12 protein-coding genes are annotated in these 12737 nt (G+C 42.8%); 2 read left to right on the top strand and 10 right to left on the bottom strand.

Features of this window, described 5'->3' with window-relative positions:
* Positions 1-168 precede the first annotated feature (168 nt).
* A complete protein-coding gene (locus tag C7Y66_RS09555; protein WP_233222605.1) occupies positions 169-1401 on the top strand; it encodes a glycosyltransferase in 1233 nt (410 codons plus the stop codon).
* Between the two features lie 43 nt (positions 1402-1444).
* On the opposite strand, the gene C7Y66_RS09560 is transcribed toward C7Y66_RS09555, so the two are convergent.
* From C7Y66_RS09560 to cbiM, 8 genes are all read right to left on the bottom strand, one after another.
* Positions 1445-2395 carry an FTR1 family protein gene (locus C7Y66_RS09560; protein WP_106545394.1) on the bottom strand — a complete coding sequence of 317 codons (951 nt, stop codon included), beginning with the start codon at positions 2393-2395 and terminating at the stop codon, positions 1445-1447.
* Positions 2396-2503: 108 nt separating this feature from the next.
* Positions 2504-2950: a bacterioferritin gene (locus C7Y66_RS09565; protein WP_015153974.1), complete on the bottom strand. Its 447-nt coding sequence runs from the start codon at positions 2948-2950 to the stop codon at positions 2504-2506.
* A gap of 106 nt (positions 2951-3056) precedes the next feature.
* Entirely contained in the window at positions 3057-4163 is a 1107-nt protein-coding gene (locus C7Y66_RS09570) for a helix-hairpin-helix domain-containing protein (RefSeq protein WP_106545395.1), read from the bottom strand.
* 71 nt (positions 4164-4234) lie between these two features.
* Complete coding sequence (locus C7Y66_RS09575) at positions 4235-5239, bottom strand: multicopper oxidase domain-containing protein (RefSeq protein WP_106545396.1); 1005 nt, start codon at positions 5237-5239, stop codon at positions 4235-4237.
* A gap of 161 nt (positions 5240-5400) precedes the next feature.
* A complete protein-coding gene (locus C7Y66_RS09580; RefSeq protein WP_106545397.1) occupies positions 5401-6177 on the bottom strand; it encodes an energy-coupling factor ABC transporter ATP-binding protein in 777 nt (258 codons plus the stop codon).
* A 93-nt stretch (positions 6178-6270) separates the two neighbouring features.
* Positions 6271-7053, bottom strand: coding sequence for a cobalt ECF transporter T component CbiQ (gene cbiQ / locus C7Y66_RS09585; RefSeq protein ID WP_106545398.1), 783 nt, complete (start codon positions 7051-7053; stop codon positions 6271-6273).
* A gap of 119 nt (positions 7054-7172) precedes the next feature.
* Positions 7173-7523 carry a PDGLE domain-containing protein gene (locus tag C7Y66_RS09590; protein ID WP_015153979.1) on the bottom strand — a complete coding sequence of 117 codons (351 nt, stop codon included), beginning with the start codon at positions 7521-7523 and terminating at the stop codon, positions 7173-7175.
* Between the two features lie 87 nt (positions 7524-7610).
* Positions 7611-8363: a cobalt transporter CbiM gene (gene cbiM, locus C7Y66_RS09595; protein WP_106166413.1), complete on the bottom strand. Its 753-nt coding sequence runs from the start codon at positions 8361-8363 to the stop codon at positions 7611-7613.
* A 129-nt stretch (positions 8364-8492) separates the two neighbouring features.
* Between cbiM and C7Y66_RS32375 the strand changes: the two genes are divergently transcribed.
* Positions 8493-8645, top strand: a complete 153-nt coding sequence (locus tag C7Y66_RS32375) for a hypothetical protein (protein WP_158631849.1) — start codon at positions 8493-8495, stop codon at positions 8643-8645.
* Between the two features lie 2 nt (positions 8646-8647).
* Here C7Y66_RS32375 and C7Y66_RS09605 read toward each other — a convergent pair whose 3' ends face one another.
* A complete protein-coding gene (locus tag C7Y66_RS09605) occupies positions 8648-11413 on the bottom strand; it encodes a condensation domain-containing protein (RefSeq protein WP_106545399.1) in 2766 nt (921 codons plus the stop codon).
* A gap of 69 nt (positions 11414-11482) precedes the next feature.
* Complete coding sequence (locus tag C7Y66_RS09610) at positions 11483-12559, bottom strand: DUF362 domain-containing protein (RefSeq protein WP_106545400.1); 1077 nt, start codon at positions 12557-12559, stop codon at positions 11483-11485.
* Positions 12560-12737 lie beyond the last annotated feature (178 nt).

Below are 12737 nucleotides of genomic sequence, written 5' to 3' on the forward strand. Positions count from 1 at the left end.
GAATTGGAATTGCTATATATCGCTCAGTAGTTTCACTAATGCCATATTAGTGAAATATTTGCTATAGAGATAGAGCAATTTATTAGATTGAATTAAATATAAAGTTTGCCTAGAAGCTGAAAATGGGCAAACTGAAATAGTCATGAAACATGAAAAATATAAAAAACTATGATAAAAAAACGCAATTTGATGCTATTCGACCTTTCTATTTTTGGTCATCATGCAGCATACATTAAATATCTCATACAATATTGGGGCGATCGCCAGTTAGCAGATAGACTCGATGTAGTTGTATCACCAATGTTTCTTGAAAAACACGCTGAAGTTGTCGGTCTCGTTGCCGAATATAATCAAAATAATATTCAAATAGTAGCGATCTCCGCCGCAGAAGACGCTGCGCTCAAATCTCGAAATTCCAAGTTAAAGCGTGCTTGGCGCAACTTTCAAGAATGGCAAATACTTTGTCGATATGCTAAATCTTTAAACGCTAGCGAGTGTCTGATTATGTATTTAGATACTTGTCAAATTCCACTAGCTCTAGGATTCAAGTCACCTTGCAAATTATCTGGAATATATTTCAAGCCAACTTTTCACTATAGCGACTTTAGTAGCTACGTACCTTATAGAAAAAGTTTTCTGCAACAACATTGGGAAAAAACTGTCATAGCACGGATGCTAAAGCATCCACAATTGAAGACTCTCTTCTGTCTCGATCCCTTCGTCATCAAACATTTGGATCGATTGAATTCTCATGTAGCAGCCGTACATTTACCAGATCCAGTCCAAGTCGATCGCCATGTTTCTGAAATCATACAGCCAGACCTTCTCAAAACAAAATTAAGTATTAATGCTAATCGGCAAATATTTCTTCTGTTTGGTTCGTTTGAAGCCGAACGTAAAGGAGTGTATCAAACGCTGGAAGCGATATCGCAGTTGCCATCAAATCTTAGCGCACAGATCTGTCTTTTAATTGTCGGCAATGCATATCCGCCAGAGCAAGCAGCCATCCAGTCACAAATTGAGCGAGTTCAGCAGTCACACCCCGTACAAATTCTGACACGGTTTGAATATATTTCTGAAGATACCGTACAAGCATATTTTCAACTTGCTGATGTCGTATTAGCCCCATATCAACGTCATATTGGTATGAGTGGCATTTTACTACTAGCTGCCGCAGTCCAAAAACCAGTTCTCAGTTCCAACTACGGTTTAATGGGAGAAATGGTTAAACGCTATCGGCTAGGGTTAGGTGTAGACTCCGCGATACCAAGTGAAATTGCTCAAGGATTAACTCGATTTTTGACTGACGCTACTAGTTTAGGCGATCGCAATAGCATGAAACAGTTTGCCGAGCAAAATACTGCCGAGGAATATGCCAAGGTAATTTTTCAGTACGTGTAACATTTCATAATTGTAGGGTGCGTTGTTTAACGCACCCTACTAGTTAAGATTGATGAGTTGTAGCAGGCTCTGATTTTGGCTTACTTCCACCCATGCCTAAACTGCGAAAATAAATCCCACCTACAGTCACTAAAAACGCTACATAAGATATTGCCTGGACTAAAAATAGGTCGTCTCGATAGCCAAATAAAGCTTTTAAAATTACGCCAGGGAATTGCTCGTCTGGTAAAATTTTCGAGGTATTCCATACTCTTGGTCCCAAAATACACGAGGGATTGCGGGTGAAGCGTTCGTAATAAAAACACAGACTTTCTGACTGTCGATTCAATTTGGCAAGAGTAGCAATAGCAGTATCAAAATGTGCCAGTGCAGAAACAACTAACCCCGCCACGATTAGCAATAATAGAACGCCCATGATTTGAAAAAATAGGCGAATGTTAATTTTTACGCCCCACTTAAATAACAAAAATCCGATTGCGATCGCACTCACTAAACCACCAATTGCCCCAATCGCCGGAAAAAAACCTTGTTGAAAATTGGCAGCAATAAATAAGACGGTTTCAAACCCTTCTCGCAGTACGGCAATGAAAATTAAGCTAAAAACGCCCCAACCCGCACCATTGTTTTGTTTGAGCGCCGCCGTCACCGTCCCTTCCACTTCCGCCTTCAAAAACCGCGCCTGACGAGTCATCCAAATCAGCATCCAACTAAGCATAGCGATCGCGATAACGCTGAAGACTTCTTCCATCAGTGGCTCTACCACTGGAGTATATTCAGGATTTATTGAACCTACAGCTTGAATGATGGCACTGAATAACAAACCCACCAACGCACTCGCAGCGATTCCAACTCCAACACCAGCATAAACCCAGGAGTTGAGTTTGCTCTGTTTGGCTTTCTTGAGCAAAGCCAAAACTATCCCCACGACGAGGGCTGCTTCTACTCCCTCCCGCAGAGTAATGACAAAAGTAGGTAGAGCGGCACTAAAATTCATTGGATTTTCTAAGTAATTTTATCCAGATAATTTCACAAAATCACTGATTGTTAACAGTCAATAGTTAATTGTTTGCAACTACAAACCATCAACGATTGACCATCAACACTACACAGTACTACCACTAAAGTCGCGTAGCATCTTTTTAATTTCGATGTTGTGCAGTTCTTCCGTTCCAATCATGGTACGGGCAAATTCCTCTAGATAAACGCTGGCATCTTCTACAGTGTCGAGCAGCTTTTTATATAAATCTAGCGCTTTCCGTTCGTGAGAAAGACTTTCTTCCAAAATATCCCGTACCGTATGCTGGTGGGTTTCCTCCATCGGAGCAATTCTCAGGCTGGGATGTCCTTCTAAACCAGTTAAAATTTCTCCTACTTGTTGGGCATGTGTGAGCGACTCGGTAGCTTGCAGTTTGAAAAACTCGACAATTGGAATCCGGTTGGGACCAGTCACCATGAGAGAGTAGTGGGTATAGCGTACCACCCCCGCCAGTTCAAACTCCATGATGGAGTTTAGCAGTTCGATTGTCTTTTTTTGGTCGAGTTCGCGCATTGTTATTTATCATTTGTTATTGGTCATTGGTCATTGGTCAGTAGGTTGTAGCATTTCGTTATTACCTACTGACGACAGACGATCTATAACTGTAACAAATCTGGGTTTAGGCGGAGGGATTAGATTTGCTAATAACTTGCTGCGAGTTTTGCTCGATCGCTTTGACTAACTGAGATACTTCCTCGGGAGTATTGACAGGTTTAGCTGGGGGAACGGCAGAGGGCCAAGCTTTGGCAAGGTCTTTGAAACTCGTTTCTATTGTCTTGTGTGCTTCGGGGTTTTCCTTTGCCATTTGGTCGGCTATCTTTTGATATAGGTTGTTGGCATAGATGACAAAACCACGGGAGTCTTGGTACTCAATTGCAGCTGAAATTTTACCATTGGCGATCGCCGCTCCATATTCGGAGTTAGCAGCATCGAGTAATTCGTTGATGACTTGAAGGTTAAATGCGGCAGAGGAACGCTCGTTTTCTGGTAATGCCGCGATCGCGCCGTCTACCGCTTGCATAGAAGCTGAGAAGTCGGCTTGCACTTTATCGGACTTGGGCTGAGCTTTAATCAAATCTTGCAAGCCAATCAAAGTTGTCTTAAATTCTTTAACATTGCGTTCGTTGAGCTGATCTTCCACATCCACGTAGATTTCTTCTACTGGGTGTCCGATGTGGGGTTCTGCTTGCTTCGGTAGCTGTTTGTCGAGTAATTCTTTTGCTACGATTAAGTGTCCTTTCATCAAGCCGAGTTTGGACATGTAGTCTACATCTTTAGCTTCCCCAGTCAGCACCACATCTTCTACTGTCACCATGTCCTTAATTTTGTCGAATTGCTCTTGGGTAACGACGTTTTTAGAGACGAGTTCTTCGGGATTAGCGTAGGGGCGACTGGCTTGAATTTTATTAGACAAGGCAGGTACGCCCAACATGGCTTCAAATTTATCTAATTCTGAAAGGATGGCAGTGTTGATGTTAATTTGCTCTTTTCCACCGTGTTGTTGATGGTTGGGTGCAGAGGCGCTTGTATTCGTTGCAGGGGCTGGAGAGGGGTTATTACTGGTATCTGGTGTTTGTTGAGTGCAACTAACAACGATCGCCAACATTGCGGCGCTGATACTAACCAATAAGAACCGCGCGATCGCCCTAATTTTGCGATCGAAGCCTAGAAACCAAGAATCTTTTTCTTGTGCCACTCTCCGCCCGTTTGGTAATTTCCGCAGCATTTTCAGCCTTCCTTATTGAAAAGTGAGTTTCGGTGAAAATTATTGTCAACTGGTTTGACAAAATTTAGTAGTTATGCTTGGCTAATTACGTCAAAATAGCCCATGCATCCTGCTTCGGCGATCGCGTCTTGATGGGGGTGAAACATATACTTGCCCGTATAGGGGTAAGCAAATTCTAAAATGTGCCGTTCGGCTGTCCCCATCGTGATGACATCTGATTCGTGGCTGGGGTTGAGAGTCATGCCCGTGGGATAAACCTTGAAGAAGTTAGCGTGAATGTGAAATGTCACCGCCGGATCTAATTCGATCATGTTCAGCAAATAAAGCCGAATGAGCTGATTTTGGTAAACAGGTATTGGGTGCATGTGGTAGTAATCCGGCAACCCATTAAAGGCATACAGCTCGTTGTGCTTATCTTCATCCACATCAAAGCCACCCATAACTAAAACCATTTCATCCGCTGGCGATCGTCCTTGAGGCGGATCGATGATAAACATACCGTACAATCCCTTACCGATGTGACGGGTCACAGGCTCGGCGTGACAGTGGTAGAGGTGAATGCCATATGGCTTTGCCTCAAATTCGTAAACTGTTGCCGCACCATGCCGAATCGGACGCACGCCATCTTCTTCTGTAGGATGAATGCCGTGAAAGTGCATTGAATGAGAATGCCCGCCTTGATTGAGAAAGACAACGCGGATGAAATCGCCTTGTTTGGCGCGTAAAGTTGGTCCTGGGATGCGATTGTTAAAATTCCAGGTGTTAAAAACAACAGCGCGATTGAGTTGAATCGTCGTGTTTTGAGCTGTAATCCGAAATTCGCGAATATTTCTGCCGTTTTCTCTTTTCAGCGTGCCGTAGTCGAAATCTCTGAGAACGGTCATGGGTTGCAAACCGCGATCGTCTGATGGATCGCTAGGTGGTATGGGTGGCACGCGCGCGGCGGAATGACTTTGAGATGCCAAGTGTAGCCCTACAGCAGCAGCACCGGCAGTTCCTGCACCTGCTAACCCCCATTTCAACAATTGGCGGCGGTTCCAAGTTTTTAGTTTGCTCAGAAAAAATTTATTCGGCATGATATCGCCAGCGTAGCGGCGGAATCTTTTGACAAATATTCGCAAATAATTTTCAGATCCTCTAGTATAGTTTTAGAGAAAATTACTGTCAATAAATTAGTGAAAATTTTTGATACTTGAGATAGATGTATACTGACTTTTTGTAGAGTAAGGAAAGTCAGTTATCGGTAAAGAAAGGGAGCATCTTCCAAATTACAGTAGGGACGACTGTAGCTAAGTGGTGGTTCGAGGGCGTGTTCTAGTAAGAATTTGGCATCACCCATGACTCGTTCGGTTGTACCGTCGTAAACCACTTGACCCTGACTCAAAACCACGGTGCGATCGCACAAATCTAAAGCTAAGTCTAAGTCGTGGGTGGCAACGAGTTGAGTAATCGGCAGAGATTTGAGCAATTCGATCGATCGGCGGCGAGAACGAGGATCGAGTTGAGCTGAGGGTTCGTCTAGCACTAAAATCTGGGGTTGCATAGCCAAAACACCCGCGATCGCAATTCTTTTTTTCTCTCCTCCTGAGAGATTCTCCGTACTGCGATGCCCGTACCATTCTGGATCGATGTTTACATGTGCCATCGCTTGCAAAACTCGTTTATGCAATTCTTCTCCCCGCAAACCCAAATTCATCGGACCAAAAGCTATATCTTCCCAAACTGTGGGCATAAATATTTGATCGTCAGGATTTTGAAATACTAGCCCGACAAAATTCCGAATTAATTGTAAATTTTCAGGCTGCACAACCCACTCTCCTACCATCACCCTCCCTTCTTGAGGCAGAATAATTCCGTTCAAGTGTAACTGTAATGTCGATTTTCCCGAACCATTCGCCCCAATTAAGGCAACTCGCTCGCCAGATGCGATTGCCAAATTCACTTTCCTGAGTGCCTGCGTACCATCAGGGTAGGCATAACTGAGATTTTCTACAAGGATCGGGTTGTGATGCATTTTAACTAGAGCCGAGAAGAGAGAGTCGCAACGCAGTTACCAAGTCGTAATTCGTAATTCGTAAGTCACTGATAACTGATAACCGATCGCCAGTCACTGTCTAAATAAATAAACACTTTGTCCTGCTAGCATCACAATTAAAGTTAGCGCTAAAGCTACAATGTCGCGTCTTCCTGCTGAGGGGATTTTTTCAACTGGAAATGCTCCTCGATAACCGCGCGATAACATAGCATGATGAATTCGTTCGCCGCGATCGTAAGTACGAATGAATAGAGAACCAATCGTATTTCCAATAACTAATCGCTGCCAGTATCTATTAGTCATTAAGTTACGACAGGCTGCTGCTCGTCGCATCGCGTTGAATTCACCTATCAATACACCTAAATAGCGATACATAGAAGCAATAGTTGCGACGAGTAAAGGTGGAATACGTAATTCTAATAAACCATTTAACAAAGCTGGCACTGATGTCGTTAAAGTCAGTAAATTTAACATCATGAGCGATAGCAACGCCTTCAGCGTGACGCTACCCAATACAGTTAATCCTGTAGTGGTGATTCGTAAAAATCCCCATGTCCAAATAACTTCGCCTCCATCCCGAAACAAAGTCCCGAGTACAACTACACTTACAAAGGACAATTCCACGGCTATGCGTTTGAGCAGTACGGGTAAAGTAATGCGAGTGAGAAATAATAAGCTAATAACGGCTATGCCGTAAATTCCCCACGTCCACCAGTGTCCGTTGGGAGTCAAGACAATGGCAAAAACCATCAGTAAAACACACAAAATGCGAGTGCGTGGTGCAAGGGCGTGCCAAACAGTATTTTTGTGGCTATCAATATCTAGCTGAAATGCCCCAATATGTAATAGCGTCATTGGTCATTGGTTATTAGTCATTGGTCATTGGTCATTGGTCATTTGTGAGTAGCTGGACTCTTTTCTAGCCACCAGCCACTGGTTCCACCAGCCACTAGTCACTGATAACTGACAACTGCTTACCGATCGCCTTCCTCGGAGGAGCTAGACTCACCACGGACAACTATTTTCCCGATTCCCCAGGCTAAGCCGAAAGTAGCTAGCGTACCGACTAAACCAGCTATGGGGGTTGCTATTCCTTCAGGAACTCCTCGCAGGGCATATTCATCGAAAATGGAGTAAAAAGGTAACTTGCTAGCTGGGGCATCCTCTGCGGCTTTGTCTTCAAATTTAAGGTCTTGGGAAACTCTGTCTAAGCCGTCGGGATCTTGACTGGCAAAGGGAGAGAGGAAAACGGCAACGATGAGGGCAATTCCCAATCCAGCGATCGCAAAAGCACGGTTACGCGATCGCGTCAAATTATTACTCATAAATATAGTCTCGCTAAAATTCTGTGGTGAAGCTGTTTGACGGCAACCAAATTAATTCCGAATTCCGAATTCCGAATTCTGAATTCTCTAACCCCCAACTCCTATTCTGTTTCTTGGCGATACAGCCCGACGGGGTGGATCGTAAAACATATCGGGGCGAGTTCGCCAGATGAAGACAAGTGCTACAACTGTAATTGCGGCTTCACCAATCCCAATGAGGACGTGCCATGTTGCCATAGCTCCGATTGCGACTGCTAAGGGAACGGTTCCAGAGATAGCAAGTTGAATCGCGCAAATAATCGCGGCAATCATGACACTTGCCCAAGCCGCGATTGCTGCTCCTACAGCCATCCCTGATAATTTATTTCTACCAATGGCAAAGCGAATTGCTTTGTAAAGGTAGTAACCGGCAAACGTACCGATCAGACCCATATTGAAGATGTTGGCTCCTAGTACTGTCAAGCCTCCATCTTGAAACACCACCGCTTGGACGATGAATACGACTGTCATCACTAGCGTTCCCGCCCAAGGACCTAAAAGCGCTCCTGCTAGAGTACCTCCCAGCAAATGACCGGATGTACCTCCTGGAATGGGAAAGTTGATCATCTGTGCGGCGAAAATAAATGCAGCGCAAACGCCCATTAGAGGCACTGCCTTTTCCTGGTAGTCTGCTTGCACGCGATTTAGAGATATAGCGATCAGGGCGATCGCCAGTATCCAGGTCACAGCAATTACGGGTAGGTTTAAAAAGCCATCTGGGATATGCAGCGCTAGATATGGCTGTATTGAATGATACAACCAACCAGAAGAAAGAGCTTGCATCAATGGAACGATTGGCATAGCTTTATGCTTTATTCAGCAGACATAATCTTAATCAGCCTTTTAATCAAAACGATTTTGTATAAAAATTTCAATCCTATAGGGGGGCATACAAATCAAGCTTTAGATTATTTTTATAAGATGGAAAAAATGTCTAAATTTAAGCAGCTAAATGCTAATTGTGTGCATTCTCTATTTCTACACCTAAAGATAGAGAAGCGATCGCATTACCTACGAACGCGATCGCTTCAGTCAATTCTCAATAATTTTTGTTCTGGTTATCGGCAACAAACAACGATTTAAACTCAGTTGCCCACAGCTTTCTCAATGCAAATTTTCAACTTCTCTGCCAAAAGTTTAGATGCCATGATAGAAGTATGATTCCCTGGAATATTAAAAACTTCAACTCCATCTCTGGCAATGCTACTCCAACCTAACCTGGCATCTACTCGATGTCCTGGGGGAGTTTCTCCAGCTTTAAAGACAGTAATTTTTCCTGCATATGGCTGAGCATTGTAAGTCTTTTGGACTTTGCTATAAATCTCCTCTAAACTTCTCAGATTTGTTGATATAACATCATCCATTTCCTCAAGCTGAGTTGATGGCGTAAGGAATGCCCAGGAAGAACGCTGTAGAATATACTTACTGATTTGAGCTAACTTCTGTTCCAAAAAGCTAGGGGCTGAAAAATGTCCTGGATCTGAAAAAATCGGATCTGATTTCTGCATATGGACTTCTGAGAAAAAGGCAAGCTTCTTCTCTCGATCTAATGTCTCTGCTCTAGCTTTAGATTGAAGCAGAACTTTTCCAACTGCCCCTAAAACTGTCTGAAGCTCGCTCAATAAAATCTTAGGTTGCGATCGCGTTTTAAGCAAGTAAGCAGGCAGCATATGCTGCCGAAGATAATCAACAGAAGATAGGAATCGCGGTAAAGGAGGAAGTAATGTAATTGCATCTGGACCATAAGTGTCAAACAAAGCTAGCAAAATTACTTCTTGTCCCTGTTGGCGCAGCTGTTGCGCCATTTCAAGTGCAATATTGCCACCATTGGACAATCCTCCTAGCATATAGGGTCCTTCAGGTTGAACGGTTTGAATTTCACGAATGTAGTCAGCAGCAATACTCTCAAAACTCAAGTGTACGGGTCGATTTCCATCTAAACCCCTCGCTTGCAGTCCATATACAGGTTGGTCGGCTCCTAGATTTCGTGCGACATCACGATAAATCAACACATTGAAACCAGCACCATGTACGCAAAAAAGCGGTAGTTTCTTAAAGTCGCCAGCTTGAATAGTAACTAGAGGAGACCAAGAAACAGTTTCTTCAGCACGTTGAACAACATCAGCTAATTGGCAAATAGTTGGTGCTTGAAATAGAACGGATAGCGGTAAGTTTTTCCCAAATTGCTTTTCCATTTCAGCAAACAGTTTCACGGCTAAGAGAGAATGACCGCCTAACTCAAAAAAATTGTCGTAAATGCCAATTTGCGGATGATTAAGAATTTCTGACCATACTGCGATCAGTTTCTTTTCTATCTCTGTGGTAGGAGCTACAAATTGTCTGTTGGAATTCTGTGTTGTAGCTAATTCGTTTTTGAAATTCTCATGAAATTGAGTACGATCGATTGTTTCAGGAAGTACGATATCGGCAATTTTCAGCTCTTGGTTTTCAGTTACGCTTTCTAACAGCGCTTGCAGATTTTGAATAAGTTGTTTGATGGTAGATGTTTCAAATAATGCTGATTTGTACTCTAGCTTTCCAAAAATAGAATCCTTGCCGCTATCTGTGATATCTAAGCTCAGCTCCATTCGAGTCAAACCTAGTTCCACTGGGAAATCTCGCACCTGAAGATCGGGTAGATCGAGATTTTGAGCCGTAGTACTATCTCTTAGCAGCAGCAAGATTTGAAATTGAGGAATACTTGCTAGAGATGCAGATAAGCGCTGGAAGGGTAAATCTTGATAGCTATAGGCATCAAGCGTTGTTTCTCGAACTTTTGTTAAAACTTCACTAAAGCTCAAATCGCTGGAAAAATTCGTTCGTAGAAGTAGATTGTTAGAAAAATTTCCCACTAGTTTCTCGACTTCTCTACGGTTGCGATTTGACATAAGCGTGCCGATGCTAATGTCGTTTTCTAACGTACAGCGATGTAAAATGAGCTGAAATAAAGCCACAAACGCCATGAAAGATGTAACGCCTTGCTGACGACATAACGCTCTTAACTTATCGGATAAAGGTGTAGAAAACTCAAATTTTTCGCATCCTGCATCAAGTGTTGCAAATTGGCGACTTTGATAAATGGGCAATTTTAATTGTGCAGGTGCGCCGCTGAGTTGCTGTTTCCAGTAAGTAGTTTGCGGTTCAAATATTGCATCAGAAAACCATTGTCGTTGCCAAACTGCGAAGTCAGGATATTGGATATTTGGTTCTAGAAGAGAAGAGCGATCGCCAACTAAAATTGCTTTGTATAAAGTCGCTAACTCTTGTAGTAAGAATCTGAAGGACAATCCATCAGTAGCAAACTGGTGCGTCACCAACAATACCAAAAACTCTTGTTCTCCAAGGCAAAATACTATAGCTCGAAAAAGTACATCTTGTGATAAGTCAAATGGTTGTCGTGCGATTGCTTCCGCCTGACTTGTAGCACGTTCTAACCTTTCTTCTTGAGAAAAATGACTGAGATCGATTATCTCCACCCAAGGTTTGAAGGTAGTCATCACTGTTTGAACTGGTTGGCGATCGCGTACCGTACACGTAGTTCGTAAAATCTCATTGCGCTCGATCAGAAGATGTACGCTTTTTTCAAAAACTTGTAAGTTAAGATTTCCAGAAATATGAAAAGCTACAGGTACGTTATCAACAAATGTATCTGGAGACAACTGGGCAATAGTCCAAATTCTTTCTTGAGAATAGGACAGTGGAATTAGCTCCGATCCCATTCGTTTTGGGATGGCAAACTGAGCCAAATCTTCACCTTGTTTTTTTAGTAGTAGTTCCAATAACTGACGTTGTTCTGTTGATAATTCGACTAAACTTTGAAAAATATTACGCTCTGTAATGAATGTTGCCATTGTTTTACCTAATTTAAACTGTTGTCGTGGAGTGAGCGTTGCCTGCTCGACGCTGAGATTTGAATATTTTTAAGTCATAATATATGGACGAATTCCATCAGCGATTTTTTGACTAGCTGCGTCGGCTGTAATTAATTCAATCTGCTCTGAATTAGCAGCTCCTAAGCCTAATTCTATAGCTCTACGAATTTGTTCTAAATTCCAAATTGAGCCTTGAGCTACTTCTGGTGTTGTGCCGAGCGATCGCAATATTCCTAAAGCAACGACATCAACTGCAACCCGATCTGTGCCAGCTAAAATCACATTTGCAGCGACTTTATCGCCAGCTTCAGGTCCACCTTTGACAAAGGCTTCGACTCCATCCATTAAGACAAGACTGGGTTGGTAAACAGAGTTAATTTCTGCAATCATCAACTGCATATACTTTGATGTATGCAAATCGTTCATATAGTTGAAGCGATCGCCAGGAACGTACTTTGCTACCATACCTACGGTATTTTTGAGCGAAAGAGTATAACGAGCGCCGCCATGTGTTTTCAGACAACACATATTAATAACCGCTTCTGCGTCTAAAATCGGACGAGCAAAGGCAAAACCTTGTTGCCAGTGAGTTCCTTCGGGAGAAAAATACTGCCAGTCTTTAATACCCAACTCATCTAAGACAATTGCATTGAGTCCATACCGATCTGCTAATTTAAACACTCCCTTAGCTTCCATCGCTTGCCGCGTCTGCGCCATACCAGAGCGATCGCCGATACTAATTTGTCCTGCTCCAGCATTTTGTAATTCTTGTATTAGAGCTTCTAGCATTTTGGTATCTGTTGCAGCTGGAGCAGGATCGGCAGTGTTGTAGTTGGGTTTGAGGAAAATGCGCTTTCCTTTTATACCATCTGGTTGCAACAGATCGAGAGCGCGGCGTGTTCCGTTGACTCGATCTTCGCTATATACGAGTACGACTTTACCAATTTCATTTGATCGTGATAACGGTGCAACTTTCTTCGCATCTGCATACTTGGCTTTAGTAGCTTTTAACGAAGTTTTGACAGCATGAAAAGTAGGAGGAAATATTGCTGCTCCCACTGCTAGTCCAGTCAGTTGCAGAATACTGCGCCTCTTGTGCTTGAGGTTAGGAAATTTATAGGACATAATTTTCTTGACTAAAAACCAAATTTGTAACGTAAGGTAGCGATCGCTTAAAGCTCGATCGCCAGTGGCAGGCTAACTTTACTAATGCTTCAAATAATAGTAGATATATTTCAGGGAGAAAGGCTAAATTGATTGTAGTTGAAACTACAAATACTTATGGAATATCCAGTATATTGCA

The sequence above is a fragment of the Chroococcidiopsis sp. CCALA 051 genome, assembly GCF_003015105.1.
In the GTDB taxonomy this organism is placed as follows: Bacteria; Cyanobacteriota; Cyanobacteriia; order Cyanobacteriales; family Chroococcidiopsidaceae; genus Chroococcidiopsis; species Chroococcidiopsis thermalis.

Coding starts and splice junctions, on each gene's coding strand:
- C7Y66_RS09555 (WP_233222605.1), top strand. CDS start 169: ATGATAAAAAAACGCAATTTGATGCTATTCGACCTTTCTATTTTTGGT.
- C7Y66_RS09560 (WP_106545394.1), bottom strand. CDS start 2,395: ATGAATTTTAGTGCCGCTCTACCTACTTTTGTCATTACTCTGCGGGAG.
- C7Y66_RS09565 (WP_015153974.1), bottom strand. CDS start 2,950: ATGCGCGAACTCGACCAAAAAAAGACAATCGAACTGCTAAACTCCATC.
- C7Y66_RS09570 (WP_106545395.1), bottom strand. CDS start 4,163: ATGCTGCGGAAATTACCAAACGGGCGGAGAGTGGCACAAGAAAAAGAT.
- C7Y66_RS09575 (WP_106545396.1), bottom strand. CDS start 5,239: ATGCCGAATAAATTTTTTCTGAGCAAACTAAAAACTTGGAACCGCCGC.
- C7Y66_RS09580 (WP_106545397.1), bottom strand. CDS start 6,177: ATGCATCACAACCCGATCCTTGTAGAAAATCTCAGTTATGCCTACCCT.
- cbiQ (WP_106545398.1), bottom strand. CDS start 7,053: ATGACGCTATTACATATTGGGGCATTTCAGCTAGATATTGATAGCCAC.
- C7Y66_RS09590 (WP_015153979.1), bottom strand. CDS start 7,523: ATGAGTAATAATTTGACGCGATCGCGTAACCGTGCTTTTGCGATCGCT.
- cbiM (WP_106166413.1), bottom strand. CDS start 8,363: ATGCCAATCGTTCCATTGATGCAAGCTCTTTCTTCTGGTTGGTTGTAT.
- C7Y66_RS32375 (WP_158631849.1), top strand. CDS start 8,493: ATGTCTAAATTTAAGCAGCTAAATGCTAATTGTGTGCATTCTCTATTT.
- C7Y66_RS09605 (WP_106545399.1), bottom strand. CDS start 11,413: ATGGCAACATTCATTACAGAGCGTAATATTTTTCAAAGTTTAGTCGAA.
- C7Y66_RS09610 (WP_106545400.1), bottom strand. CDS start 12,559: ATGTCCTATAAATTTCCTAACCTCAAGCACAAGAGGCGCAGTATTCTG.